This window comes from Dethiosulfovibrio russensis (assembly GCF_021568855.1).
Taxonomy (GTDB): domain Bacteria; phylum Synergistota; class Synergistia; order Synergistales; family Dethiosulfovibrionaceae; genus Dethiosulfovibrio; species Dethiosulfovibrio russensis.
Genome location: NZ_JAKGUG010000002.1, coordinates 116904 through 142013, shown reverse-complemented (window position 1 = coordinate 142013; position 25110 = coordinate 116904). Strand labels below are relative to the sequence as shown.

22 protein-coding genes are annotated in these 25110 nt (G+C 56.3%); 13 read left to right on the top strand and 9 right to left on the bottom strand.

Annotated features, from left to right (window positions below; translation table 11 throughout):
* Positions 1-125: 125 nt before the first annotated feature.
* The 4 genes from L2W48_RS02505 to L2W48_RS02490 form a co-directional block, all read right to left on the bottom strand.
* Positions 126-1100, bottom strand: a complete 975-nt coding sequence (locus L2W48_RS02505; protein WP_236099043.1) for a TAXI family TRAP transporter solute-binding subunit — start codon at positions 1098-1100, stop codon at positions 126-128.
* Positions 1101-1135: 35 nt separating this feature from the next.
* The gene (locus L2W48_RS02500) at positions 1136-1849 is read right to left on the bottom strand and encodes a GntR family transcriptional regulator (protein WP_236099042.1); all 714 of its coding nucleotides are present in this window, start codon (positions 1847-1849) and stop codon (positions 1136-1138) included.
* 16 nt (positions 1850-1865) lie between these two features.
* A complete protein-coding gene (gene argH / locus L2W48_RS02495; protein WP_236099041.1) occupies positions 1866-3368 on the bottom strand; it encodes an argininosuccinate lyase in 1503 nt (500 codons plus the stop codon).
* A gap of 348 nt (positions 3369-3716) precedes the next feature.
* Positions 3717-4481 (bottom strand): IclR family transcriptional regulator, encoded by a 765-nt coding sequence (locus L2W48_RS02490; protein WP_236099040.1) that lies wholly within the window; start codon positions 4479-4481, stop codon positions 3717-3719.
* A 145-nt stretch (positions 4482-4626) separates the two neighbouring features.
* Here L2W48_RS02490 and L2W48_RS02485 point away from each other — a divergent pair, with 145 nt between their 5' ends.
* The 12 genes from L2W48_RS02485 to L2W48_RS02430 all read left to right on the top strand — a co-directional run bounded on the left by L2W48_RS02485 (position 4627) and on the right by L2W48_RS02430 (position 18477).
* Entirely contained in the window at positions 4627-5517 is an 891-nt protein-coding gene (locus L2W48_RS02485; RefSeq protein WP_236099039.1) for an isocitrate lyase/PEP mutase family protein, read from the top strand.
* Between the two features lie 37 nt (positions 5518-5554).
* Complete coding sequence (locus L2W48_RS02480; protein WP_236099038.1) at positions 5555-6499, top strand: TAXI family TRAP transporter solute-binding subunit; 945 nt, start codon at positions 5555-5557, stop codon at positions 6497-6499.
* A 25-nt stretch (positions 6500-6524) separates the two neighbouring features.
* Positions 6525-8459 carry a TRAP transporter permease gene (locus L2W48_RS02475; RefSeq protein WP_236099037.1) on the top strand — a complete coding sequence of 645 codons (1935 nt, stop codon included), beginning with the start codon at positions 6525-6527 and terminating at the stop codon, positions 8457-8459.
* A gap of 145 nt (positions 8460-8604) precedes the next feature.
* Positions 8605-8814 (top strand): GNAT family N-acetyltransferase, encoded by a 210-nt coding sequence (locus L2W48_RS02470; protein WP_236099036.1) that lies wholly within the window; start codon positions 8605-8607, stop codon positions 8812-8814.
* Positions 8790-9179: a magnesium transporter CorA family protein gene (locus tag L2W48_RS02465; protein ID WP_236116495.1), complete on the top strand. Its 390-nt coding sequence runs from the start codon at positions 8790-8792 to the stop codon at positions 9177-9179. The genes L2W48_RS02470 and L2W48_RS02465 overlap by 25 nt, the downstream gene beginning before the upstream one ends.
* 60 nt (positions 9180-9239) lie before the next feature.
* Complete coding sequence (locus L2W48_RS02460; RefSeq protein ID WP_236099034.1) at positions 9240-9485, top strand: hypothetical protein; 246 nt, start codon at positions 9240-9242, stop codon at positions 9483-9485.
* A complete protein-coding gene (locus tag L2W48_RS02455; protein ID WP_236099033.1) occupies positions 9460-10623 on the top strand; it encodes an efflux RND transporter periplasmic adaptor subunit in 1164 nt (387 codons plus the stop codon). Before L2W48_RS02460 ends, L2W48_RS02455 begins: the two co-directional genes overlap by 26 nt.
* Entirely contained in the window at positions 10608-13685 is a 3078-nt protein-coding gene (locus L2W48_RS02450) for an efflux RND transporter permease subunit (protein ID WP_236099032.1), read from the top strand. Before L2W48_RS02455 ends, L2W48_RS02450 begins: the two co-directional genes overlap by 16 nt.
* Positions 13686-13718: 33 nt before the next feature.
* Positions 13719-14342, top strand: a complete 624-nt coding sequence (locus L2W48_RS02445) for a transglutaminase-like domain-containing protein (protein WP_236099119.1) — start codon at positions 13719-13721, stop codon at positions 14340-14342.
* 134 nt (positions 14343-14476) lie between these two features.
* The gene (locus tag L2W48_RS02440; protein WP_236099031.1) at positions 14477-14953 is read left to right on the top strand and encodes a MarR family winged helix-turn-helix transcriptional regulator; all 477 of its coding nucleotides are present in this window, start codon (positions 14477-14479) and stop codon (positions 14951-14953) included.
* A 54-nt stretch (positions 14954-15007) separates the two neighbouring features.
* The gene (locus L2W48_RS02435; protein ID WP_236099030.1) at positions 15008-16756 is read left to right on the top strand and encodes an ABC transporter ATP-binding protein; all 1749 of its coding nucleotides are present in this window, start codon (positions 15008-15010) and stop codon (positions 16754-16756) included.
* On the top strand, positions 16750-18477 hold the full coding sequence (locus tag L2W48_RS02430) for an ABC transporter ATP-binding protein (RefSeq protein WP_236099029.1): 1728 nt from the start codon (positions 16750-16752) through the stop codon (positions 18475-18477). The genes L2W48_RS02435 and L2W48_RS02430 overlap by 7 nt, the downstream gene beginning before the upstream one ends.
* Before the next feature lie 41 nt (positions 18478-18518).
* Here the strand turns inward: L2W48_RS02430 and L2W48_RS02425 are convergent, their stop codons facing one another.
* Genes L2W48_RS02425 through L2W48_RS02405 form a run of 5 tightly spaced genes read right to left on the bottom strand, consistent with a single transcriptional unit; the run spans position 18519 to position 23712 of the window.
* Positions 18519-19361 (bottom strand): radical SAM protein, encoded by an 843-nt coding sequence (locus tag L2W48_RS02425; protein ID WP_005659912.1) that lies wholly within the window; start codon positions 19359-19361, stop codon positions 18519-18521.
* Positions 19362-19397: 36 nt separating this feature from the next.
* Positions 19398-20618: an ABC transporter permease gene (locus L2W48_RS02420; RefSeq protein ID WP_236099028.1), complete on the bottom strand. Its 1221-nt coding sequence runs from the start codon at positions 20616-20618 to the stop codon at positions 19398-19400.
* Entirely contained in the window at positions 20615-21310 is a 696-nt protein-coding gene (locus L2W48_RS02415; RefSeq protein WP_329604251.1) for an ABC transporter ATP-binding protein, read from the bottom strand. Before L2W48_RS02415 ends, L2W48_RS02420 begins: the two co-directional genes overlap by 4 nt.
* The gene (locus tag L2W48_RS02410; RefSeq protein ID WP_236099027.1) at positions 21282-22463 is read right to left on the bottom strand and encodes an efflux RND transporter periplasmic adaptor subunit; all 1182 of its coding nucleotides are present in this window, start codon (positions 22461-22463) and stop codon (positions 21282-21284) included. The genes L2W48_RS02415 and L2W48_RS02410 overlap by 29 nt, the downstream gene beginning before the upstream one ends.
* Positions 22464-22467: 4 nt before the next feature.
* Positions 22468-23712 carry a TolC family protein gene (locus L2W48_RS02405; RefSeq protein ID WP_236099026.1) on the bottom strand — a complete coding sequence of 415 codons (1245 nt, stop codon included), beginning with the start codon at positions 23710-23712 and terminating at the stop codon, positions 22468-22470.
* A gap of 189 nt (positions 23713-23901) precedes the next feature.
* Here L2W48_RS02405 and L2W48_RS02400 point away from each other — a divergent pair, with 189 nt between their 5' ends.
* On the top strand, positions 23902-25098 hold the full coding sequence (locus L2W48_RS02400; RefSeq protein ID WP_236099025.1) for a Tm-1-like ATP-binding domain-containing protein: 1197 nt from the start codon (positions 23902-23904) through the stop codon (positions 25096-25098).
* Positions 25099-25110 lie beyond the last annotated feature (12 nt).

The window sequence follows — 25110 nt, the reverse complement described above, 5'->3', positions numbered from 1 at the left end:
ATTCAGCGTTAAATACGCGGCGTCCCCCTTTGCATGGCTTGCCGCGGACGAAGGATGACCTTAAAAATAGATGCGGCCCGTCCTGAAGAGCTATGACGAGTCGCATCCTTTGTCTCAAGCGATCTTTACTTGAGGATGAGGCGTTCCGGTATCTCTATTCCCTGCTCGTGATAGTACTTGAGCGCTCCGGGGTGCAGCGGAGTGGTGAGATGCTGGATCTTGTCCATGGACGCCTGTTTAGCGGTTGGATCGACGGCGATAAGCTGATCTAGGCACTCGAAGGTCGTCTTCACGATGTTGTATGCCGTTTTTTCCGACAGGTTCTTGGCCGCTATGCTGGCGTTCCAGAAGGCGAAAACAGGCACGTCCGAGCCCTGGTTCTTGTACGAACCGGCCGGTATGGAGCCCTTGGACCAGAAGGGATATTCCTGGAGGACCTTGTCCATGTCCTTTTGCTCCAGAGGGATGAAGGCCACGTCGTGGGTGGTCTCCAGGTCGAGAAGCCATGACGCCGGTACGCCGCTGACTGCGAAGACCGCGTCCATGAGGCCGTCCTTCAGGCCGTTGACCTGGGACGAGGTGGGAAGGGAGCTGATGGATTTGGGCTTGATGCCGAGCACCTTGAGCACCGCTCGTCCAGCCAGTTCGCTGGTCGCTCCCGGAGCCCCTACGCTGACGTTTTTTCCCTCCAGATCGTAGACTGACTTGATGCCGCTGTCCTTAAGGGTGTATATGTAGAGGATGCTGCTGTAGAGAGGGCAGAGCGTGCGGAAGTTCTGGTACTTCTTCCCCTTGGTCCAACCCGTTCCGTTGTAGGCGTCTCCGGCGAGCCATACCGTCGACAGCCCCAGCTCCATGTCTCCCTGCTGGATCAGCTGTATGTTGGTCGTAGGTCCTCCAGTGACCTCCACTGAGACCTCCATGTCGTCAACGTTGTCCGACAGGACCTTTGCCAAGCCGCTGCCAAGGATGTAGTAGCTGGCTCCCGCGCTTGAGGTTCCCATCAGCAGCCGTTCTGTGGCTGCCGAGGCCATAGTCGCAAAGGAGAGCAACATCACCGCACAGATGAGGTATGCACCTCGCGTCTTTTTCTTTCCCATTCTTCTCTTACCTCCCTTTTTTTTTGTGTCTTGTCCTACATGGTGTCTTCCATGGACAACTTACACCTATCCGTTCGGATAAGACTTTTCGTGAGTAGAACCGGTTTTTCTCCGGTGGTGAAGCAGATTCTGGTCATCATGAGTAAAGGATGACCCATGGGACAGAGGAGTATCTCCGATTCGTTCTCCTGAGGCAGCACCGCCTCTATGACGGATTTCGCCTTTACCAGCTCTATTCCCCGTCTCGTCATGATGTATTCGTACAACCTGCCGGACATGTCCATATCCTCTATATCGGGGATTAGGTCGCTCTTGAAGTAGGTTTTTTCAAGGATTGCCGGAGACGCGTCGTCCAGGATATATCTGGATCTGTAAAGTTCGGTCACGATACATCTTTCCGGAAGATCGAGGCGTTTTCCGACGAAGGGGGTGGCCTCGATCTTCTGTAAGGAAATCAGCTTGTGGAGACTTCCCAGGTCGCTTGGGAAAAACGACTTGACGAAGTTCCCCTCGAAACTGGGTTTGGAGACGAAGGTTCCGTTTCCCCTTCTTCGTATCAGATAGCCCTTTTCCACCAGCTCGTTTATGGCCTGCCTCACGGTGAAGCGACTGACCTGGAAGTCAGCGGCCAGGTCGGGTTCCGACGGAAGCTTGAAACCCTCCTCCCACTCTCCGCTGGTGATTTTCTCCTGAATCGTTCTGCCTATCGTTAGATAAAGGGCGACCCCTCGCCTTTCCCTGGATATCATCGTTCGTCCTCTCTCCCTATCGGCACTGTCTCTCGTTCAGGATCCTGAGGACATCCTTTTTTAAGCCTCTCTTTGCCGACTCTATGGACTCTATGGCTTCGTGGAACCGTCTCTTGTCCGATTCCAGACGTCCGTCGAGCTCTACGATCATCTGGGAGCATCGTGTCGGAGAAGGGGATCCCAGGCTTTTCTTGGCCCTTACCGAGTGTTCCGGGGTCAGTACCTCCCTGGTGTATTCCTCCGACCATCCGATTGATTTCCCCGTGACCTCCAGGGCGGCCTCGTCCACCATGTCGGAGGAGATGTCGTCGGACCGTATCCCCCTCTCCAGGCATTTTCTCACGATGTTGCCTACGATCTGGTGGGCTATCCGAAAGGGCATGTCTCTGGTCTTCACCAGCTCGTCAGCCAGGTCGGTCACGGCGGAGAAATTGCCCGCAGCCTTTTTCTCCATGTTCTCGGGCTTGATCTTTATGGTGGAGAGCGTCACGTTGAACAGGGCCAGAATAGCCTCCAGCTCGTCTGCCGCCTGCCAGAACATGCGGTAGGATTCGCTGCCAACGTCTCTGCAGTGGCCGTATGGGATTCCTTTCAAGGTGGAGAAGATGGACACGAAAGCCCCAGCCAGATGGGAGGATTTCGCCTTGACGTGCTCCAGGGTTATGGGATTTTTTTTCTGAGGCATTATGCTGCTGCAGGCTGCCACGGAATCGTCCACCTCGACGTATCCGAACTCGTCGGTGGCCCAGATATAAAGGTCTCCCGCCGTTCGGTTTATGTTCGACCCCAGGATGGAAAAGGCGGAGACAAGCTCCAGCAGGTAGTCTCTGGATGCGATGGCGTCCAGGCTGTTGGCGACGATCCCGCTGAAGCCCAGCCGATCGGCCACGTACTCTCTGTCTATGTCGAACGACGTTCCAGCGAAGGCCCCTCCTCCCAGGGTACTCTTGTTGAGCCGTCCCAGCGCCGCCTCCAGGCGTTCGTAGTCCCGTTCCAGAGCGCCGCCTATAGCGGTGAAATAGTGGGCCAGGGATATGGGCTGCGCCGGCTGCATGTGGGTGTAACCGGTTAGAAAGACCTCTCTGTTCTCCTCGCTCAGCCTCAGAAGTATTGAGCGAAGCTCCAGCACCATGGGGATCAACTTGATGACCCTGTCCCGTATGTTCATGCGGGCCAGGGTGGAGTGCAGATCGTTGCGGCTACGGGCTGTGTGAAGCCTTCCTCCCACCTCTATGCCGATGTCGGCGATGAGGTTCTTCTCCACGTTGAAGTAATAATCCTCGAATTTGGGATCCAGTTTCAGAGCTCCGGAGCCCCTTTCGTACATGTCTATCAGCCCCTTGAAGAGCCTTGCCGCCTCGTCGTGCGGAATGATTCCCTCTTTGTCGAGCATCATGGCATGTGCCATGTTGATAAGGCACATGTTATCGAAAGAGTGTTCGTTGTCCTCCATGATGGCCGGTTCGAAAAGATATTTACATACGACTTCGTTGGGTTCGGATTTCATGCGTTCACGCATAGCTTTTCCTCCCTGAATGCAGAGTGTCTAGTTTTTGTAGCATAGATGTCCAGTTGTCTGGACATCTATGCTGGTGCTATTGTAACCATTGAACGCGGGCTTGTCAAGGAAAATACTGTAAAATTCTGACACACATGCGGCTCAGGAGTATAGGATAGACGATCTATTATGGAAAATCAGAAGTTTGAGGCACCGCTGTTAACTGTGGAATACGCTGGGTAGAGGTGGACTTATGTGGAGTCGGGAGGTTCTCGGCCCCTGGAGCCTGAGGGCCGAGAACCTGCTTGCGTGGACGGTCCATAAAAGGAAAAAGTGTTCGCCTATGGAAAGCCTCGTTGGAGCTTCGATCTAGGAATAACCCAACTTGACTGATATCTCCCTGACGGTTTCCAGAAGGGCCTTGGCGAAAAGGTCCTTCCTCTGGGAATCGAACCTGATGGACGGTCCTGATACGGCCAGGGAGGCCACGATATCCCCGTTGCCGTCGAAGATAGGCGCCGCTACCGAAGAGACCCCTTCCTCTCTTTCCGCCTCGCTTATGGCATATCCTCTGGACCTTATTTTCTCCAGCTCGTCTAGGAGGGCCTCCTCGTTCGGTATGGTAGAGGGTGTGAGAGGATGGATCTGATCGACCATATCGGCGATCAGATCGTCGTCTTTTCCCTCGATGAAGGCCAGAAAGCACTTACCAGACGCCCCTGCCCATAGTGGAAGTTTTTTCCCCAGCGGAGAAGCGTGCTTCAAGGGCTGGAAACTTTCGGTCTGCTCGTAGCATATCCGGCAATTTCCCTCCATGACGTACAGGTTGACGGTCTCCTCGGTCCTATCCCTGAGTTTTTCCATGAAGGGACGACACACCGCCATAAGGCTGTTGGACGAGCGGGCCAGTCTGCCCAAATAGTAAAGCTTGGGTCCGAGGCTGAGCTTTTTGGTCTCCTGGTCCCTGTCCAGGAAGTTCCCTCCCAGCAGTTTGACGATCGTCCTGTGGGCCGTGGCGAAAGGGATATCGAGCTTGGAGGCGATCTCGCTTACTGTGAGCCGCGGGCAGTCGTCGCTGAAGCAATCCAGTACGGCCAGAGCCTTGTTGATGGTGCCTTTTTTCCTCTCTTTCATCTCATATCCCCCTTATTGGTCTAAAGATTTTTCTGAAAATCCAGATCCGTTGCTTGACTTTGCCGTAAGACGTATTATAGTTGATGTATGATCGTTATTCAAATATTATATCCACTATGCGGATAAACGGAGGCGAGTTTCTCAGATGAAGAAAAGCACGGTGCTCAAGGAAGCGATTTCCAAAAGGGATGCCCTGGTGTGCGTAGGGGTCCACGACGTCATATCCGCCAAGCTGGCGGACAGCCTGGGCTTTAAGGCAGTTCAGGTCAGCGGTTTCGGCTTGTCTGCCACATATCTTGGACTTCCCGACATGGCTTTCCTCACGGCCAGCCAGATGTTGGAGTTCACCCAGAATATAGTTGACGCCGTGGATATACCGGTCATGGCCGACATCGATACAGGTTTCGGGAACGCCATCAACGCCCGTTATATCACAGGTAAGGTCATAAATGCGGGAGTGGCAGGGATGAACATAGAGGATCAGGTGTTTCCCAAGAGATGCGGTCATCTGGACGGCAAGCAGGTCGTCTCCAAGGAGGAGATGGTCCTGAAGATAAAGGCCTGTGCCGAGGTGAGGGACGAGATGGACCCGGATTTCGTTATAAACGCCAGGACGGACGCCATTCTGAAGGAAGGGGTCGATTCCGCTATAGAAAGAGGGAACGCCTACGCTCAGGCCGGCGCCGATATGATCTTTGTCGAGTCTCCCAGCTCGGTAGAGGACATAGAGAAGGTGGTTAAGGGGATCGACGCTCCGGTGAGTATCAATCTTTTCGATAACGTGGCGGGAGGAAAGACGCCTCTCATCCCCGTGGAGAGACTCAGGGAGATCGGCGTCGCCAGGGTGAGCATTCCGGTGGGCACCACCTTCGCCGCCGTTAGGGGGATAAAGAATTATCTGGAGGCCATATCCGACGGCGCTCTGGCGGAAGGACGGTTCGATCTGGTCGCCTCCTTCGACGAGTTCAAAGAGCTCGTAGGCTTTAACGATTTCAGAAAAAAGGAGAAGGATTACCTGGTAAATTTCGTGGAGTAACTGCATCCTATAACTATCTATAGGGAGGGGTAAAGAGATGTCGAGAAAAGCTATGTCGTTCGCTCTTACGGTGGCCATGATAATCGCCTTTTCCTTGTCCGCCGGAGCTACCACTTTTATGAGGATCGGTACCGCAAGCGTCGGTGGAGGGTTTTATCAGATAGGGAATTGTATTGCCCAGCTAGGGAACGAAAAACTGGATGACGTCAACTTTTCCGCCGTCACCGGAGGGTCGATAAAGAACTGCTACAACCTTCAAAAAGGCGACGTGGAACTGGGGTTGGTCCAGTCGGCCACCCTCTACGATGCGGCCAATGGATCCGGGGTCTTCAAGGAAAAACTCGGCAAGCTTCGTTTCGTGACCGCCATATACTCCATGCCGTTTCATATACTGTACAACAAAAAGGCGGAAATATCCAAGATAGAGGATTTCAAGGGAAAGAAGATAGACTTCGGACCCATCGGAGGCGGCATTGAGGTTAACACCGCCTGCCTGTTGTCCGCCTACGGCATCTCCACCGACGACGTCAAGATGGAGCGCTTCAACAAGACCGAGTCATCCGAGGCGTTGAAGGTAGGCCGAAGCCAGGGACACGTATGGGGTACCACCGTTCCCAACGCCATGGTGACGGACATGATCCGTTCCGGCAAGGTGGGGCTTCTGACCATGTCGCCAGAAAAGGTATCGGAGGCGGTCAAGAAGTATCCCTTTTACTCTCCTGCCATCATTCCCGGAGGAGTGTACGCCGGTTACGACGACGACATGATAACCATAGCCTCTACCGGGGTGCTGGTGGCCAGGGACGATATCCCTGACGAGGTGATCTACAGTCTGCTGAAGACCATGTACGATAACTCCGATCTTCTGGGAAAAAGGCTGAGCTATTTCAGACATTTCGGCCTTAAAGCGGCCTTGAACGGACTTTGTCTGCCCATCCATCCAGGGGCGACGAAATTCTATAAAGAAGAGGGACTTATGTAGCCCTCCTACCCATGGGTGATCTTTCATGACGATAAACGACAATCGCGACGGGGGGATCGCCGAGCTCAGAAAGAGGCGATCCCTGTCGTCCCCTAAAATGCGTTTTATAGTGACGGCCCTTACCGTGGCTCTGGCATGTTTCCATCTATATACGTCCTTCTTCGGGCTTCTGCCTCCTATGCAGCAGAGGAGCTTTCACATCGGTATGGTCCTGTTTCTCATCTTCATGCTATATCCCGGGAGGAGAAACTCTCCTCCCGACAGACCGTCGGTCTTCGACTGGCTTTGGGGTTTCGTAGCCTTGACCTGCTGTTTTTACGTCTTCTTCCGGTATTCGGATATAGCCAACAGGGCGGGCATGTTCGAGTCCTACGAGATAGTCCTGGGAGTTTTCATGACGGTGACGGTCTTCGAGGCGGCCAGGCGCGTCCTGGGATATTCGCTGCCGATCTTCTGCTTTCTGTTTCTGCTCTTCGCCTATTTCGGCAGAAGCCTTCCGGGCCCGCTCATGCACTTCGGGCTTTCGGTGCCCAGGATAATAGAGGAGCTGTATCTCACCAGCGGCGGTTTCTTCGGGCTGGTAGCAGGGGTGTCCGCCACCTATATATTTCTGTTCATCCTTTTCGGCGCCTTCCTGAGCGCCACGAAGACGTCAGACTTTTTCAACGAGTTCGCCATGGCCCTTACGGGGCATATGAAGGGGGGCCCAGCCAAGATAGCGGTTCTCTCCAGTGCCCTGATGGGGACCATCAGCGGCAGCACCTCGGCCAACGTGGCCACCACCGGGTCCTTTACGATCCCTCTTATGAAGGGCATCGGGTACAAACCCCACTTCGCCGGTGCCGTTGAGGCGGCGGCCTCCACGGGAGGGCAGATAATGCCTCCCGTCATGGGAGCAGCGGCCTTCATAATAGCGGACACCTTGGGCATCTCCTATACCAAGGTCCTTCTGGCCGCCGTGGTCCCTGCCACACTCTATTTCGGGGGCATATGGTTCTCTCTGTCACTGGAGGCCTGTCGTCTGGGATTGAAGGGGCTGCCTAAAGAGGAGCTTCCGGATCTTAAGAGCACGGTCATCTCTAAGGGTTATAGGGCCTTGCCTCTCTTCGGGATAGTGTATTTTCTGGTCGAGGGCTACAACCCTCTTTACGCCGGCTGCTGGGGGATAATACTGGCCTTTCTCTTGAGCTTCCTTCGTAAGGACAGCAGGCTGAACGTCAGAGATCTGGTGGACACCCTGGAGGCAGGCTCCAAGTCGGCCCTCCCTGTAGCTCTGGCCTGCACCATAGTCGGAGTGGTTATAGGGATGATGGGCGCTACCGGCATAGCTCTCAGGGTAGGAGACGCCATCCTGGCACTGACCGGGGGCCATCTGTTGCCCACTCTGGTGGTGTCAATGATCATAGCGTTGCTCATGGGTATGGGAATGCCGACGACGGCCAGCTACGTCATGTCCAGCGCCGTGGCGGCCCCTGCTCTCATAACCCTTGGGGCTGGTGAGCTGGACGTAAACCTGTTCGTGCTCTACTTTGCCGTCCTGTCGTCGATAACGCCTCCGGTCTGCGTGGGAGCCTACACTGCGGCAGGAATAGCGGAATCCAATCCCAACAGGACGGGGTTTTCCGCCATAAAACTGGCCTTGGCCGGATTCGTCATACCCTTTGCTTTCATGTACTCTCCCGAGTTGTTGCTGACCAACGTCCACAGCTGGAGTCTGTTCGCCCTATCAGCTGTGACCGCCGTGATAGGAGTCTACAGTCTGGCGGTGTTCACCGAGGGATTCTTCCTGTTGAACCTGGGGTGGATCGAGCGACTGGTGGCTCTGGTGGCCTCCATGGCTCTAATAGTCTCCGGGACCTGGACCGACATGGTTGGGGTGGCCCTCTTGTCCGGTCTGTATCTGTATCAACGTTTCCAGATGCGCCGATGCGTCTCGGAGACAGAGACAATCGTGAGCTAGACAGGAGACGAGGATCGAAAAAACGTATCTCTCCTGACCGTTATCCCTGCCGTTTTTCCACAGCGGCGGGGATCTTTTTTTTATAACCTAGTGGAGAAGGTCGATCACGGAGAGGACCGTCGAGGTTAAACGGGTATGCGCCAAGGTGGAGGGAGTCGGAGTCGCCATGCTGTCCTTTCTGGAGGATCGGGCCAGAGATATGGGGTATTCCGCTCTGTGGCTCGAGACAGGCAAAGTCAACCTGCGAGCCGTCTCCTTCTACAAGGGGCGTGGTTATCACAGGATAGAGAACTACGGTGGCTATGTGGGCCGGGAGAAGTCGGTGTGTATGTGGACGTCGAGCACGTCAGCCTGATCCTAGGAGAGGGATATGTACTCTCCTTTCAGGAAAAAAAGGGAGACGTGTTCGGGCCGGTTCGGGAGAGGCTGAGGGCTTCCAGGGGAAGGTTGAGGGGCAACGGATCGAACTACCTGGCCTACGCCCTTATGGACGCGGTGGTGGACCATTACTTTCTTTCGGTGGAGCGTACAGGAGAAAAAAGTGGCTATAGGACATCTCTAAAAACGTTCGGGCGTGACAGGGCGCAGCCGAAAGAACCTCTCCGCCTCTCCGAGAAAACTCGGAAGTGGGTTTTCGGATGTATCGTAGATAGGAGCAAAATAGAGGTCTGCCGAATTAAGTTCGGTGGATCTCTCTTTTTGTGTTTGACATGTGACTGACAGTCAGTCATAATTCGGCTCGAGAGTTTGATGAATAATACTTTTTGGGAGTGAGACATCATGCAGGGGAAGAAAGAGGACAAAAAGACTAGACGCAGGAGGGAGATCGTCGAGGCGGGCCAGATGAATATATCACGGCCCAGGGAGACCGCCACCTATCTGGTCCTTTTGGTGGCGGAGCTTGAGCACAGCGTCGACCAATGGGAGGGTGAAGAGGCCCGTAAACGGGCCTCCGAGGCCCTTGGAGAGCTTTTGATACGTACCATCGGAGGTGATGAACATGTTTTTCAGGAGGATTTCTTCTGATAAAAAAAAGCGGTCCGTCGTCGGTTCCCTGCTGAGAAAGTTCGGTGTCGCATGCGGTTTCTGCCTTTGGATAGGGGGTCTCTTCGTCCTGTATAAGAACGGAAATGCCCTGGAGACCCTCTCGGCGGAGGGAAAGGAAGGCACGAAGGCCGTTTCTGTCATGGCTCTATCGGTCGAGGCGGCTCCGCCGTTCAGGGAGGTGCGTTTCTTCGGGGTCACCCGCTCTCTGAAGCAGGCGGTCATAGCTCCTCTCGTGTCCGGAAGGCTCGATAGCCGATCGGTCGAGGTGGGAGACGCCGTTCGTTCCAAAGAGGAGATCGCCAGGATCGACTCGAGCGAGTATTCCCACCTTGTTGCTATGAAAAAGGGGGCTCTTTCCGAGGGGATGGCCGCTTTGAATCAGGGAGAGGCCGATCTCGAGAGGACCAGTGGGCTGTATCGGGAAAAAGTCGTCTCCACCCAGAATATGGAGAGACAGAACACCTCGGTGCGCAGACTCCGGGCCAACTGCGAGGTCCTGAAAAGCCAGTTGAAGGAGGCGGAGAGAAAGCTGAAGGAGACCCATATCCGAGCCCCCTTCGACGGAGTGGTGACAAGGGTCTGTTCCGAGCCGGGAGAATATCTGACTCCGGGAACCCCGGTAGTCGAGCTGGCAAATAGAGACGTCGAGTTACAGATATCCGTTCCAGAGACCATGTTGGGCTCGGTGAAAAAGGGGGTAACCCTAAAGATCAATTTCCCGATGCTCGGCGAGAAGGAGATCTCCGGAAAGGTCCTTTCAGTGGGAGATGCTTTGGGAGACGACCAGAAAGGGGTCCTCTTTCCGGTGAAGATAGGGCTCTCTCAGGTGGAATGGCTTCGTTCGGGCATGACAGCCGAGGCGGTCTTCGAGCTACCGGTTAAAGGGCGTTTCCTCGTTCCTGTGGCGGCCGTCTGCAACGGAGACGGCGAGAGCAACTCGGTCTTCGTGGTCAGAGACGGAGTCGCCGTAAGGGTTCCGGTTCGGCCCGAGGAGGCGATAGGTGATTCGGTGACGGTAGAGGGCGACATGAAAGAAGGAGAGCTCGTGGTAATAGGCGGACACGCCTTTCTCTCCGACGGCGATATCGTGGCGGTTCGGCTATGGAATGGATCGTAAGGATTCTACGGCAGCGCAAGGTCGTCTACAGCCTGTTTCTGGGGGCCGCCTTGTTGGGGGTTTTGGCCTGGGTCTCCATGCCGAGAGAAGAGGATCCTCCTCTCTCCTACAGGGCCGGCATGATCCAGGCGGTCTTTCCCGGGGCCGATGCCGAATCGGTAGAACGACTGGTGGTGATCCCGCTTGAACGTCGGCTTTCTCAGGTGAAGGAGGTAAAGAGGATCAAGGTGACCGCCCGTAGGGGCAGCGCTCTTTTTCTCATTCATCTTCACGATGAAGTGATGGACAGCACCGCCGCCTGGGACGAGGTCCGTCGGGCTATGGAAAAGGCCAGGCCCGATCTTCCGTCGGAGGTTACCGGTCTGGTTCTGGACGACCGCATGATGGATTACGAGTCCATCGTGGTGGCTATAGGCGGAACGTCCGATCTACTCGAGCTTCGAAACGGCGCCATAGCCCTGGAAAAGGAGCTTCTGAGGCTTCCGTCGGTGTCTCGGGTGCTGAGGATCGCCGATCCGGGTGAACAGATAACCGTGGCCTACGACGACTCCACAGCCGAACGTATGGGGCTGAGCCCTCGGAATCTTCGTCAGGCTCTGTCCATGCAGAACAGGACCATGCCGGGAGGAAGCCTGGTAATGGGAGAAAAGAGCGCCGCACTTCAGGCCCATACGGAGTTCAAGAGCATCGGCGAGATAGAGGACACCCCGGTCAGACTTCCGTCGGGAGAAACCGTTCCTCTGAAAACCATAGCCAAGGTCATACACGGTCCCTCCGAGCCCGCTCGGGATCGTATGAGATATATGGGTAATCCGGCGGTAGGTCTGGGTATAGTTCCGGTTACGCCGGTCAACTCCATCGAGTTCGGCAAGGACGTAAGAAAAATCCTGGAGAGGATGAGGGAAAAACTTTCTCCCCTGGAGATAGAGGAGGTGTCCTTTCAGCCTCACTACGTCGATCTGAGGCTCAAGGGTCTGTCCAACTCCCTTTTGATGAGCATGGTCCTGGTCGGAGGGATACTGTGCTTCTCCGTCGGGTTTCGAATGGGAATGGTGGTCAGCTCGGTGATTCCACTGATAGTCCTCTCCTCTCTGGGTTTCTACGCACTCTGCGGAGGGGTGCTGAACCAGATCTCCATAGCCGCCTTCGTGATAGCCCTTGGCATGTTGGTGGACAACGCCATAGTTATGGCCGAGAGCGTGGAGGTGAGGATGAAAAACGGCAGCGGCGGAATGGACGCGGCGGTGGATTCTGTAAGAGAGCTGGGATCGCCGCTTCTCGCCGCTACTGGAACGACCGTCGCGGCATTTCTTCCTCTCTGGATGGCTCACGGTCAGGCCGCCGAGTTTCTTCGAGCCATTCCTCAGGTCGTTACCCTGACCCTTTTCCTGAGTCTGCTGGCGGCGATGATCGTCACCCCTACTCTGGCGGCACTGGCCTTCAGAAAAAGCCGAGGAAACACGGCCGACTACGGTGGACGGTTCAATCTCGGCAGGGCCATAGGGGCTTTCTCCTCCAAGCACGCCGTACTGATCCTGTTGATGAGTCTCTCCCTTTTGCTGGTAGTCGGAGGTTACGGCAAGCACGTCCGCAAGAATTTCTTCCCCGGCGCCGACCGCAACGTGGTCATGGTAGACCTGTTTCTTCCGGAAGGTGCGGACATCCACGCCATAGACGGCATAGTGGGGAAGGTGGAACGACATCTGAAAAACGAGGTCCCGTCGGTCTCACGGGTGGCCTCTTTCATAGGCAGAGGGGCTCCCAGATTCTACGCCAACATCGTACCGGCCCCCAGAAATCCACACAGGGCCCAGATGATACTTTTCACGACGTCTCAGTCGCAAAACCACTCGGTCGTAGGTGAGATACGCTCCTACCTGGGAGAGGAAATTCCTCAGGTGAACTCGGTGGTCCAGGAACTGGTTTTGGGAACCCCTGTGGACGCTCCGGTGGAGATCCGGCTGTACGGAAACTCTCTTAAAGACCTGAGATTCGGAGCGGAGAGGGTCATGGAGGCGATGAAACGGATCCCTGGAATGGTGGACTTGAGGCATACGTTGGGAAACGGAAACCCGTCTTTGGAGTTCGAAGTGTCCTCCGGGGCGGCGTTTCGCTACGGCCTGTACAGGGATCAGGTGGCTCAGGTTCTTTCGGGGCGGACGCTGGGACTGCCCGCCGGTGAATATCGCCAGGAAGAGGAGCCGGTGCCTATAGTCCTCCGCTCCGAGAAGGGGGTCTTTTTCGGTGCCGATCGTATCTCCTCGGTCTTGATGGATTCTTCCACCGGTGTTCCTCTTCAGACCGTGGCTCCCACTGAAATCGCTTGGCATCCCTCGGCTATATCCCGAAGGAACAGGGAACGATACGTGGCGGTTCAGTCCAATCTGGAAGACGGTTACGTCTACAGCGACGTAATGACTCGGCTGCTGCCGATTCTTTCTGAGACGGATCTCCCCGAAGGAGTCCGTTTCGAGATAGGAGGTGAGGCGGAGGCCTCCGGAGAGGCTCAGGGCTCCTTCAGCCTGGCCGCTCCTTTCGGACTGATAGTCCTCGTAGGCATACTTCTGGCGGGGTTCCGCTCGTTCCGCAAGGTCGGCATGGTCCTGGCAACTATCCCGCTGGCGTCTTTGGGGGTCATACCGGGGCTTCTGTTGTCCGGGGAACCCTTCGGCCTGATGTCCCTGCTTGGGGTGATAGCCCTGGCCGGAATAGTTGTGAACAACGCCATAGTGCTGTTGGACGTGGTGGAGCTTCGGCGTAAAAAAGGTCTTTCGGTTCACGAAGCTCTCACGAAGGCGGTGGAGGAACGGATCCGTCCCATACTGCTGACCAGCGGAACCACCGCGGCAGGGCTGTTCCCTCTGGCCTTCTCCTCGTCCAACCTCTGGCCTCCCATGGCCTGGGCCATGATATCCGGTCTGTGCGCCTCGACCGCACTGACCCTTTTCGTGATTCCCGCCATGTACAGAGTCCTCTATCCGGAAAAAAGCGTTTTCGCCCGACTCCTCGGGCTGATCAGAGTTCTTGTCGGCACGAAGACGGTTCGAAACGATCAAATATAGCAGCTAAAGAAAGGGGTTTTTATCTTGAACAAGGTGACTACTATAACGGAGAATTTGGTGAAGGATTGCTCTACGGACATCGAGAAGATGGAAAAAATATATCTTTTCGTGAGAGACGAGATAGTCTTCGACATGATGTCTGGAATGCTGGTGTCCTCCGATGAGGTCCTTACGATGGGTCGTGGTTCCTGCATGAACAAGGCGGTTCTCCTGAAGGATATGGCGAAAGCCGCGGGTATCCCATCCAGACTGCACTTCATGGAGGTTCGGAAGGAGGCCTTGGAGGATCTTCTTCATCCGGGAGCCTATAAACTGTGGCCCGATAGCTTCCTGCACACCTATCCGGAGGTTCGACTTTCGGATGAATGGGTGTCCATGGAGGCCACCTTCGACGCTCCTCTGCACGAAAAACTTCTGGAAAAGCGGTTGAACTTCGGCAAACACGAAGAACGAAGGAATAACAGCATAGAGTTTTCCTCCAAAGGCGTTGTAGGAGCTCAACAGGGCACGGCGATAGAGGGAGCCGAGCCTATCTTTGCCGATGATCTGCTTCCTCTGAAAAGGCATCTGGAAGAAGTTCCCGATTGGCTTGCCGAGATGGTCCCCTACCTCTGCGATATCTCCAGTAAATGGGTGAGAGAAAAAGTTCGTTCCTGATTTCTGCGGTGAATACCCCCTCTGACTCTACGACAAGGGGGTATTCCTTTTATCTTATCTCCGATGGCTTGACAAAAATAGTTAGCCAGGCGTACTATATTGCTGAAATGAAGTAAGCTCTTACTAACTAATGAATGGAGTTTGATGGGAACATGGAGGACAGACTCAAAGTCTACAGGGAGATAGCCGAGCTGATGTTCAGCGTCCATAACAGGTTCAAAGAGTTGGAAAGCAAACCGAAGGATTTCGGTACGGATGATCTTCTTTACTCCACCGAGATCCATACGATCGTGGCCGTAGGAGGAAATCCGAACTCCAACCTTACGGAGTTGGCCGAGTTGCTGGGTGTGTCCAAGAGTTCGGTCTCCAAGTTCGTCAAGAAACTCCTGGAGAAGGGTTACATAGTAAAGACAAGGGCTCGAGATAACCGCAAGGAGGTTTTCTTCGAGCTTACGGAGAGGGGATGGACGGCTTATAGAGGGCACGAGATCTTCTCCGAGAAGCTGTTCGGAAAGGTCTACGACATATTGAAAAAGGGCGAGGACGGGGACGCGTTGGTCGTCCGAAGGTTCCTCGAGGTGCTGAACGAGGAGAGCAGTAGGATCCTGTAGCGGGGATCCCCCTTGCTCGATTGTTCGTCTGTCTAGCAAAAGAGGAGATAAACGATGGATAAAAGCAACGACGTAATTCATAAATATCGGTCGAAAGCCATGGCAGGGGGGACCTTGGTCATGTTGAACGCCCTGTTCGGCATAGTGCCCCTCTGTCTCTCCCTGAGACTGGTGATGGGGTTGATGGACCGTTCCGTATCGGACGCGAGGGAAATATGGCTGTACGGCGGGCTCATCTGTGCGAGTCTGGCTCTGAAGGCTTTTTTCTACGGGTTGTCGGTATGGAAGGTTCACGACGTCGCCTATTCCTGCCTTTCGGACATAAGACTGGCAGTCCTGGAACGTCTTAAGGGATTGCCGATTTCCTTTTTCCAGAGGCGAAAGAGCGGAGATCTGGTAAACGTCGTGAGTCACGATGTGGAGCAGGTCGAGCTTTACCTGGCCCACGGACTTCCCGAGGCTATCAACGCCGTGGCCCTGCCGGTGGCGATAATACTGATGATGTTCACCGTTCTGGACTGGCGGCTGGGCGTAGCCTTGATCCTGCCGATACCTTTCGCCATGGGACTGATGAAGCTGATCGAGAAAACCAACTCGGAGGTAATGAGGCGTTTTCAGGAAAGCATGAAGAAGACCACCGGGGATCTGGTCGAGTACATCTCCACAATGCCTGTGATAAAGGCCTTCGGCCGTGACGAGTCCAAGACGGAGAGGATGCTGGCGGATGTAAGGGCCAACGCCCGATGGATAAAGAAAGCCTCCCTAGGTCTGCACATACCCATGGGGGTCATCCTCTTGGTAATGGAGTCCGGCGTGGCCGCCGCCATGATAACCGCTTGTTATCTGATGAAAGGCGGCCGTCTGAGCGGCTACGAGTACCTTCTGACTATCGCCCTGGTGGGTGCCTTTACGGGATTTTTTCTGAAATTGCACGTCATCCAGTATACCGGCACGATCTTCAAGAGATCTACGGAGAGCATAAACTCGATTCTTGACGTGCCGGACGAGAAAAGGACGGTTTCCGTGGAGGATGCCCGGTCCGGAGACATCCGTTTCGACAAGGTGAGCTTCGGCTACGACGAAAGGGGCAAGGTGCTGAACGAGGTGGATCTGCTTTTCAGGGAAAAATCGGTGAACGCAATAGTGGGTGCCTCCGGTGCGGGAAAGAGCACGGTGGCCGGTCTGCTAATGGGGTTCTGGAAGGGCTACGAGGGAAGCATCACCATAGGCGGAGTGGAGATAGGACGGATGAGCGAGGGAAACCTGCTGAATCTGGTCTCCATGGTCCAGCAGGAGGTGTTTCTGTTCAACGTCTCGGTCGAGGAGAACATAAGGCTTGGAAAAGAGGACGCCGACAGAGACGAGATAGTGGCGGCGGCGAAAAAGGCCAGGATCCACGACAGGATAATGGATCTTCCCGACGGATATGACACCGTGGTCGGCGAGGGAGGATCCAGGCTGTCCGGCGGGGAGAAACAGAGGATATCCATAGCCAGAATGATATTGAAGGACACCCCCATCGTCATTCTGGACGAGGCCACCGCCGCCATAGATCCCTACAACGAGCACCTCATTCAGATGGCCTTGGACAGCCTGACGAAGGAGAAAACGGTCATAGTAATAGCCCATAACCTGAAGGCCGTCAGGAACGCCGATTCGATAGTTGTGATGGAGGACGGCAGGGTGGAGAGCAAAGGCTCCCACGACGAGCTGCTGAAGACCAGTCGTCTCTACCGGGAGATGTTCGACTCCCGGATCGATGCTGATCGGTGGAGATTGAAAGAGGAGGCGAAGGCATGTTAGCGGCTTTGATAAAGGATCTGACCGGGGAGTCTAAACTGTGTATGTCGCTGGCCATGGCGTCCTTCACAGTGGGATCCCTTTTAAACGTGGGGATAACCATGGTAGCTCTGGACGGACTCAGACAGGTAGGCATGGGAATGCCCTTGGATTTGTGGCGTTTCGCCTTCGAGCTCGTCGGGTTGTTCGTGGCCAAGGGAGTCGCCAACCTGGTGGCGGAGATAGCCCAGCATCAGGCCGGTTTCGACACGGTCGCGACAGTCAGGGAGAGGCTCATCCGCACCATGAAGAGGATCTATCTGGGGTTCTACACAGATGAAAGAATAGGAGAGCTTAACACGGTTATCCAGAAAGACGTGGGAAACCTTCAGCCGGTGGTGGTCCACTTCTGGTCCAAGACGGTCAGCAGCATCGTCGTAGCGGCGATCGTGGGAGGCGGACTCTTCTACGTGGACTGGAGAATGGGGTTGGCCATGGTGTCACTGATCCCTGTCGCTTTGTTCGTGATGTATTCCGGGATCGAGTCCAGCGGTAGATTGCAGAAAGAGACCCAGAACGACCTGGCCGACATGGTCAGTCTCTTCGTCGAGTACACCAAGGGGATCCCTCTGGTTAAGGCCTTCGGTGCAAGCTCGTCCTTCGAGAAGAAGCTCGGAAATAGCATGTTGAAATTCGGCGAAAGCAGCAAAGCCATATCCCGATCGATCGCAGGATATATGGGCAGATATTTTCTCTTTTTGGACCTGTCCTACGGCGTTATGGTGACGGTGGGGGCCCTGCTGGTCTTCGGAGGCAAGGCGGAGGTCTTCGACTACATCCTGTTCGTCGTCCTCAGCCGAGAGTTCTACCGGCCCTTTGCCGAGCTTGAGAACTACTGGATCAATTTCATAAAGGGGAAGGACAGTTACGGCAGAATCTCCAAGGTTTTGAACGCTCCCACCATAAAACCGGCATCCCGTAGAAAGAGTCCCGTCGGAATGGACCTTCGTTTTCAAAACGTCGACTTCTCCTACGGCAAGGAGGACTTCGAGCTAAAGAACGTGGACCTGGACGTGGAGGGCAACTCTCTGATCGCCCTGGTAGGTCCGTCCGGAGGGGGTAAGAGCACCATCGCCAACCTCATCCTCCGGTTCTGGGACGTGAGGAAGGGTCGGATACTGGCGGGAGGAGTGGACATAAGGGAAATCGACTACGACGACTTTCTGTTCAACGTCAGCGTCGTGATGCAGAACGTGATTCTCTTCGAGGACACCATCTTCGAGAACATCCGGATAGGCAGAAGAAACGCCTCCAGGGAGGAAGTCGTGGAGGCCGCCAAGAAGGCCATGATACACGACTTCATAGCTGGACTGCCCAAGGGCTACGATACCCCGGTGGGGGAGAACGGAGTGGGTCTCTCCGGTGGACAGAGACAGAGGATCTCCATAGCCCGGGCACTGCTCAGGGACGCTCCTCTGGTGATTCTGGACGAGATGACAAGCGGCCTGGACCCGATAAACGAGGTCAAGATACAGAGGGCTATAGACAACCTGACCGCCAGCAAGACGGTGGTGGTAATAGCCCATCATCTCAAGACGATCCGAAACGCCGACAGAATAGTGGTGTTGAAGGACGGCAGGATAGTTGAGACGGGAAAACACGACGATCTGCTCAAAAAGGGTGGTCTCTACAGCGAATTGTGGGAGGCCCAGGAGAAGGCGCAGGACTGGGAGTGCGCCGTGTAGGTCGTTTTACTGACGAAAAAATCCGATGTGTTTTATGGTTTTCAGAAATATACCCCGAACCTGAGTCCCAGTTTTCTGCAGTGGGAGCGGATCTCCCATGAGAGCTCGTCCCAGTAGCCGTAGTCTTTTTCCACGAAGATTCGGCGATACAGCGGGATCAGTTCGGGATATTCCCTCCGTATCATCTCCAGCACCCTGGGCCTGAAGGGGCCGTTCAACTTCAGGTTCTCGAAACCGTACTCGCAGGTCCAGGGTCTGGTCGCATCGATCACTGCCCTGAAGTCGGTTATTCCCGGAAAGATGGGGGACATGAAGATCCAGGTCTCGAGCCCCGCCTCTCTCAGCAGCCTGAGGGCCTCCAGTCTTTTCCTTACCGAGGAGGCCCTGGGCTCCGCCTTAACTCTGAACGATTCGTCCAGAGAGTTCATCGAGATTCCCACCTTGGCCTTCAGCTTCAAAAGCAGATCTATGTCTCGGACCACCGCGTATCCCTTGGTCAGTATCATAAGGTCGAAATCGCACTGGCTGAAGACCATGTCCTCCAGTATCTCTCTGGTGGCCTCGAAGCGAAGTTCCAGCGGGTTGTAGCCGTCGGTGGAGGAACACATCACCACGGTCTTTCCCTGCATCTTCTTGTAGGGGAGCCTGGCGTGACACCTCTTGAGGTCCACGAAGTCGCCCCAATCCTCGGTGTGGTCGGTGTGCTGCTTTATGAACTCGGCGTAGCAGTATATACATTTGTGGGGGCATCCCACGTAGGGGTTCACCGTGAAGTCCACGCCGGGAATTTTCGAGACGGAGATCAGGCTTTTGGTCCATACCTGGCCGACGGCGATTTTTCCATGGGCGGTATCGCCGTCTTTTTCATCTCGGTCGAGCGTCATGACATGGACCTCCCTTCCTTTTCTACGGAGCTGGTTTTATTCGTGTCTCAGAGCGTCTATGGGGTTCAGCCTTGCTGCCTTGGCCGCCGGGTAGTAGCCGAAGAACATCCCCGTCGCGGCGGACACCCCTACAGCCAGAACCACCGCGAAGACCGGCACGGAGGTGTTCCAGCCGGTGACCTTGGTTATGGAGAGGGCTCCTCCCCAGCCCAGGGCAACCCCTACCAGACCGCCTATCAGAGACAGAAGCAGCGCCTCCGTCATGAACTGGATCCTTATGTCCGTGGCGGTGGCTCCTACCGCCATCCTTATGCCTATCTCCCTGGTCCTCTCGGTGACGGAGACCAGCATTATATTCATTATACCTATGCCTCCCACCAAAAGAGAGACAGACGCCACAGCGGTTAATAGCATGGTCATAACACCCGTGGCGGACTTGGTAGCCTCGACCATCTGAGTGACGTTCTGCACTCTGAAATCGTCCTCTTCGCCCTCCTTTATCCTGTGCCTCTGCCGGAGCAGCGCCTCTATCTCCTTCTGGGCGGCGTTGAGCCTTTCGGGGGAGGACGACTTTACGAATATCGACCCCACCCGACCGGGTGTCCTGGAGGGGGACAGCCTCTTCCTGGCGGTGGTGAAGGGAACCAGGACTATGTCGTCCTCGTCTCCCATCATGGACTCTCCCTTGCTCTTCAGCAGGCCTATCACCTTGAAGGGAACCTTCCCTATCCGGACCGACGCACCTATGGGGTCAGCCGAACCGAAAAGCTCGTCCGCCACGGTCTCTCCGAGAAGGCACACCTTGGCGGCCCCTCTCTCCTCGGTGGAGGTGAAGTTCCGTCCGTCCTCGATCTCCCAGTCCTTGACCGTGAGGAACGGGCCGGTGGTCCCGGTTATCCTGGTGGACCAGTTCGTGTTGCCCTGTACCACCTGGGCGGAGAAGTTCACCACAGGGGCCACCGCCGTCACAGAGGGACACTCGATCCCTATCGCCTCGGCGTCCTTGACGTTCAGCGTCTGGACCGAGCCGGACCGAACCCCTCCGGTACGGAACACGTCGGGTCGTATGAAGAGCATGTTGCTCCCCAGGGAGTTCATCTTTGCCGATATCTCCTCCCTGGCCCCCGTCCCTACGGCGAACATTATGATCACCGCCACCACGCCTATCACTATGCCCAGCACGGTCAGGGCTGACCTCATCTTGTTGGCCCACAGGGCCTTGGTGGCTATATGGGCGGTCTGGATAGGGGATATCACGATTCCTGCCTCCTGTCCTCGACGAGTCTGCCGTCTCTGAAGGTTATCACCCTCCTAGCGAACACCGCCATGTCGGGCTCGTGGGTTATCAGTATTACCGTGATCCCCTGCTCGTCGTTGAGGGTCCTGAAAAGCCTCATTATCTCCTCGCTGTTGGCGCTGTCCAGGTTCCCCGTGGGCTCGTCGGCCAGTATCAGAGGAGCCCGGTTTACCAGGGCCCTGGCTATGGCCACCCTCTGCTGCTGTCCTCCGGACATCTGGTGAGGCATGTGATCCATCCTGTCTCCCAGTCCCACCAGGTCCAACGACTCGGCGGCCCTCCTGTGGCGTTCCGAAGGGGACACCCCGGCGTAGACCATGGGTAGCTCCACGTTCTCCAGGGCGCTGGTCCGTGAGAGCAGGTTGAAGCCCTGGAATACGAAGCCGATGGAGTCGCGCCTGACGTGGGCCAGCTCGTCCGGTTTCATCTCCGCCACGTCCCTGCCGTCCAGAACGTAGCTTCCGGATGTCGGCACGTCCAGACAGCCCAGCATGTTCATCATGGTGGACTTCCCCGAGCCTGAGGGCCCCATTATGGCGGCGAACTCGCCCCGGTCCACCTTGAAGCTGACCCCCTGAAGGGCGTGGACCTCCTGGCTTCCCAGGACGTAACTTTTCCTCAGATCACGGACGTCTACCAGGGCCTGATCCAAAGAGTCCGCCCCCCTTCTTATCCGACGATCCATCGGAGGTCACCTCGACCACCACCTGGGTCTCCTCGGACACCTCTCCGGAAACCTGAACCCATCTGTTTTCCGCCAGACCGGTCTTCACCGGTACGGGAACGGGACTGTCGCCGGACAGTGTGAATAGTACGCCGCTGCCGTTGATGGACCCGCCCTGGTGCTCTCCTTCCGGTGTGGGTATGTCCACCCTGAGGGCGGCGGACGGAGCCATTAGCACGTTCTCTCGACGGTCCGTCACCACCGCCACCTCCGCCGTCATGCCCGGATAGAGGGAGAGGTCGTTGTTGGAGACCCCTATCTCCACCGTGTAGGTGACGACGTTGTCCGTCTCCGTAGGAGCCAGCCTGATCCTGTCCACCTTGCCGGAGAAGGTTCTATTTGGGTAGGCGTCCACGGTGAAGGACACGTCCTGACCTTTCTTCACCGATCCGATGTCGGCCTCGTCTATGTCGGCCTCGACCCTCATGCGTCTCAGGTCCTCCGCTATGGTGAAGAGCTCCGGGGCGGACAAACTGGCCGCCACCGTCTGTCCCTCGTCCACCTCCTTGGCCGTGACCACACCGTTTATGGGGGACACTATCTCCGTGTGGGCCAGATCTATCTCTGAACTGCTCAGTGCCGCCCTGGCCTGGGCCACCTTGCCCTCCAGAGCCCTCAGAGTGGCCCTGGCCGTCGCAACCGAGAGCTCCGCGTCGTCCAGATCCACCTTGGCTATAAGGTTCCGTCCCACCAGCTCTTTCTTTCTCGCCAGGGCCCTGTTTGCGTGGGCCAGAGAGGCTTTACCCTCGGCCAGGTCGGCCTGGGCGGTCAGAAGCGCCGCCTTGGCCTTGTCCACGCTCGCCTGAAACAGAGTGGGGTCTATTCTGGCCAGAAGTTGTCCCTTGGTCACCTCGTCGTTGTAGTCCACCAGCACCTCCGAGAGGTTGCCCGACACCTGGCTCCCGACCAGAACGGTGTTTATCGCCTCCAGCGTCCCTGTGGCGGACACCGTCTTCACCATGTCGCCCCTTTTAAGCGACTCGGTCCTGTAGGATACCCTCTGTTTCTCTCCGTCTCCTCTATACCACCAGATTCCCGCTCCGATCGCCGCGATCAGAACCAGTGCAAATAGCTTCTTCATGATCCTACATCCTCCCCATGGCCTGTTTCAGAGCGGCCAGAGCTGTCTCCCTGTCGTATCTGGCCTGAGAGAGGGATCGTTTCGCCTCTCCGTAGGTCGTCACTGCGTCGGCCACCTCGGTGGGGCTTCCCTCTCCCACCTCGTATCGTCCGTTGGCCAGCTTCAGGTTCGCCTCCGCCTGTTCCACCGTCTCTTTTGCCACCGTCACGCTCTGGTCCGCCTCGTCCAGCGCCAGCCAGGCCTTTCTAACAGCAAGCTCCACCTTCTGTCGTTCCGACTCGGCCTTCGCCTCGGCGGACTTGAGGTTGCCTCTGGCCTCGTCGGTGTCCGCCGCGGTCTGGCCTCCGTCCGATATTGGAACGGTTCCCTTGACGCTTACGGACCATTCGCCGTTCTCGAAAGGAGCGTCTCCGTTCCAGGAAAAGCCTCCGGTCGCGCTTATCGTGGGGGACAGCCCTCTGGCGGCCAGCTTCAGAGAGCTCTTGGCCTTGGCCACAGAGTGGCCGTAGGACTTTAGGTTCGGATGTTCCGCCATGGCCGTCGATATGGCCTCTGCGAGGGTCTCCACCGGACGGCGTTCCGGCGCCAGGTCCGCTATCTCGTAGGGCTCAATGTTCGGACGGCCCATCGAGTGGTTCAACTGCTGCCTCGCCAGCTCCACGGAGTGATTGGCCTTCACCAGGTCGAGCTGGGCCTTGCTCAGGTTGACCCTGGCCTGGGTGACGTCTATCAGGGCCTTCTCCCCGACGTCGTAGAAACCCTTGGCTATCTCCAGATGTTTGACGTCCTGTTCGACTATCTCCTCGGCGATCGACCGGGCCTCCAGAGAGTCCAGCAGGTCGCAGTAGGCCTCGACTATGGAATATCTGAGCCCCTGAAGGGTGGAGATGCCGTCCGCCTCGGTGGACATCATCCCCTCCCTGCTGGCCTGTACCGCGAGCCTGGTCTGCCCCGAGTCGAATATACGCTGGGTCAGTCCCACCGATCCGGAGTGCCCTCCGTCGTCTCCCTCGGAGCGGCTGTACTGGTCCGAACCCGATATGGTGGTCCTCCAGCCGGAGGCAGAGCCGGACACCCTGGCCCTGGCCGCGTCCAGGTCGCCCTCCGCGGATATCAGGTCCGGGTGTGTGGAGGCCATCTTTAGACAGTCCTCCAGCGTAAGTATCCTGGTCTCCGCCGATGCGGCCCCCGCCGCTATCGCCACCGTCGCCACAGCGGCGATCAGGCGAACGGTCACTCTATCGATCATGAAGGGATCATCTCCTCTTGTCCGTATTCGACTCATATAATACTCGCAAAGGAACTCTTGGTCCGTAAAGAAATGTCATGGTTTATCTCGGACGGCCCCGACGGGTTTGGTGGTATCATGATCGTGGAATGTAAAGGTCCATTGCGTTTATTCAGCCATGTTTCCTACATGTAGAAGGAGGGATAGAGATTGAAGAAAGCCTTCATCATCGGTACCTGCGACACCAAATTCGCCGAACTTGACTACGGCAGGAGGTTGATAGACCAGGCCGGAATCGAGACCGTGCTGGTGGACGTCGGCAGCATGGAACACGGTTTCCCGGTGGACGTCACGAATCGGGAGGTAGCGTCGTTCCACCCGGAGGGAGCGGATTTTCTCGCAGATCCTACCGATCGGGGTAAAACCGTGTCCGCCATGGGAGTCGCCCTGGAGAGATTTCTGCTCAGTCGGGACGACGTCGGAGGGGTTCTGGGAATGGGAGGAAGCGGCAACACCTCTCTGGTCACCCAGGGTATGAGAGTGCTGCCCATAGGAACTCCCAGGATGATGGTCTCCACCATGGGATCGGGAGACGTGTCCCCCTACGTGGGTCCCAACGACATCTGCATGGTATATTCCGTAACCGATATAGCAGGTCTGAACCCGATCTCCCGAAGGGTTATAGGCAACGCGGCCCACGGCCTGGCTGGGATGATGACCCGGGCTATTCCGGAGGCCGCCGGAGAGAGACCGCTTTTGGGGCTGTCCATGTTCGGGGTCACCACCCCCTGCGTCGAGACCATAAGGGAGATAATAGGCGACGAATACGAATGCATGGTCTTCCACGCTACCGGAACGGGCGGCATGTCGCTCGAGAAGCTGGTCGACTCGGGAATGATGACCTCGGTTATAGACGTCACCTTGACGGAGATATGCGACCACCTCATGGGAGGAGTCCTCTCCGCCGGAGAGGATCGCCTGGGTGCCTTCATAAGGACCGGCATACCCTACGTCGGTTCCGTAGGGGCCCAGGACATGGTCAACTTCGGCCCGATGGACACCGTTCCGGAGAGATACTCGGAGCGCAACCTGTACGTCCACAATCCTCAGGTGACCTTGATGCGGACCACCGCCGAGGAGAACCGGACCATGGGAAGATGGATAGGCGAAAAACTCAACCGCCTAACCGGGCCGGTCCGCTTCCTATTGCCCGAGAAGGGAGTCTCCATGATAGACGCCCCGGGAATGCCCTTCTACGATCCGGAGGCGGACGAGGCGCTCTTCTCCGCCTTGGAGGATACATTCGTCCAGACCGAGGCCAAAAAACTTCTGAGGCTTCCCTATCACGTCAACGACAGGGAGTTCGCCCAGGCACTTGTGGATAACTTCAGGGAAATATCCGAATAAAGAGGAGGTTTT

Bases quoted from the DNA above. Each gene is read 5' to 3' on its own strand.
- L2W48_RS02505 (WP_236099043.1), bottom strand. From the start codon at position 1,100: ATGGGAAAGAAAAAGACGCGAGGTGCATACCTCATCTGTGCGGTGATG.
- L2W48_RS02500 (WP_236099042.1), bottom strand. From the start codon at position 1,849: ATGATATCCAGGGAAAGGCGAGGGGTCGCCCTTTATCTAACGATAGGC.
- argH (WP_236099041.1), bottom strand. From the start codon at position 3,368: ATGCGTGAACGCATGAAATCCGAACCCAACGAAGTCGTATGTAAATAT.
- L2W48_RS02490 (WP_236099040.1), bottom strand. From the start codon at position 4,481: ATGAAAGAGAGGAAAAAAGGCACCATCAACAAGGCTCTGGCCGTACTG.
- L2W48_RS02485 (WP_236099039.1), top strand. From the start codon at position 4,627: ATGAAGAAAAGCACGGTGCTCAAGGAAGCGATTTCCAAAAGGGATGCC.
- L2W48_RS02480 (WP_236099038.1), top strand. From the start codon at position 5,555: ATGTCGAGAAAAGCTATGTCGTTCGCTCTTACGGTGGCCATGATAATC.
- L2W48_RS02475 (WP_236099037.1), top strand. From the start codon at position 6,525: ATGACGATAAACGACAATCGCGACGGGGGGATCGCCGAGCTCAGAAAG.
- L2W48_RS02460 (WP_236099034.1), top strand. From the start codon at position 9,240: ATGCAGGGGAAGAAAGAGGACAAAAAGACTAGACGCAGGAGGGAGATC.
- L2W48_RS02455 (WP_236099033.1), top strand. From the start codon at position 9,460: ATGTTTTTCAGGAGGATTTCTTCTGATAAAAAAAAGCGGTCCGTCGTC.
- L2W48_RS02450 (WP_236099032.1), top strand. From the start codon at position 10,608: ATGGAATGGATCGTAAGGATTCTACGGCAGCGCAAGGTCGTCTACAGC.
- L2W48_RS02440 (WP_236099031.1), top strand. From the start codon at position 14,477: ATGGAGTTTGATGGGAACATGGAGGACAGACTCAAAGTCTACAGGGAG.
- L2W48_RS02435 (WP_236099030.1), top strand. From the start codon at position 15,008: ATGGATAAAAGCAACGACGTAATTCATAAATATCGGTCGAAAGCCATG.
- L2W48_RS02430 (WP_236099029.1), top strand. From the start codon at position 16,750: ATGTTAGCGGCTTTGATAAAGGATCTGACCGGGGAGTCTAAACTGTGT.
- L2W48_RS02425 (WP_005659912.1), bottom strand. From the start codon at position 19,361: ATGACGCTCGACCGAGATGAAAAAGACGGCGATACCGCCCATGGAAAA.
- L2W48_RS02410 (WP_236099027.1), bottom strand. From the start codon at position 22,463: ATGAAGAAGCTATTTGCACTGGTTCTGATCGCGGCGATCGGAGCGGGA.
- L2W48_RS02405 (WP_236099026.1), bottom strand. From the start codon at position 23,712: ATGATCGATAGAGTGACCGTTCGCCTGATCGCCGCTGTGGCGACGGTG.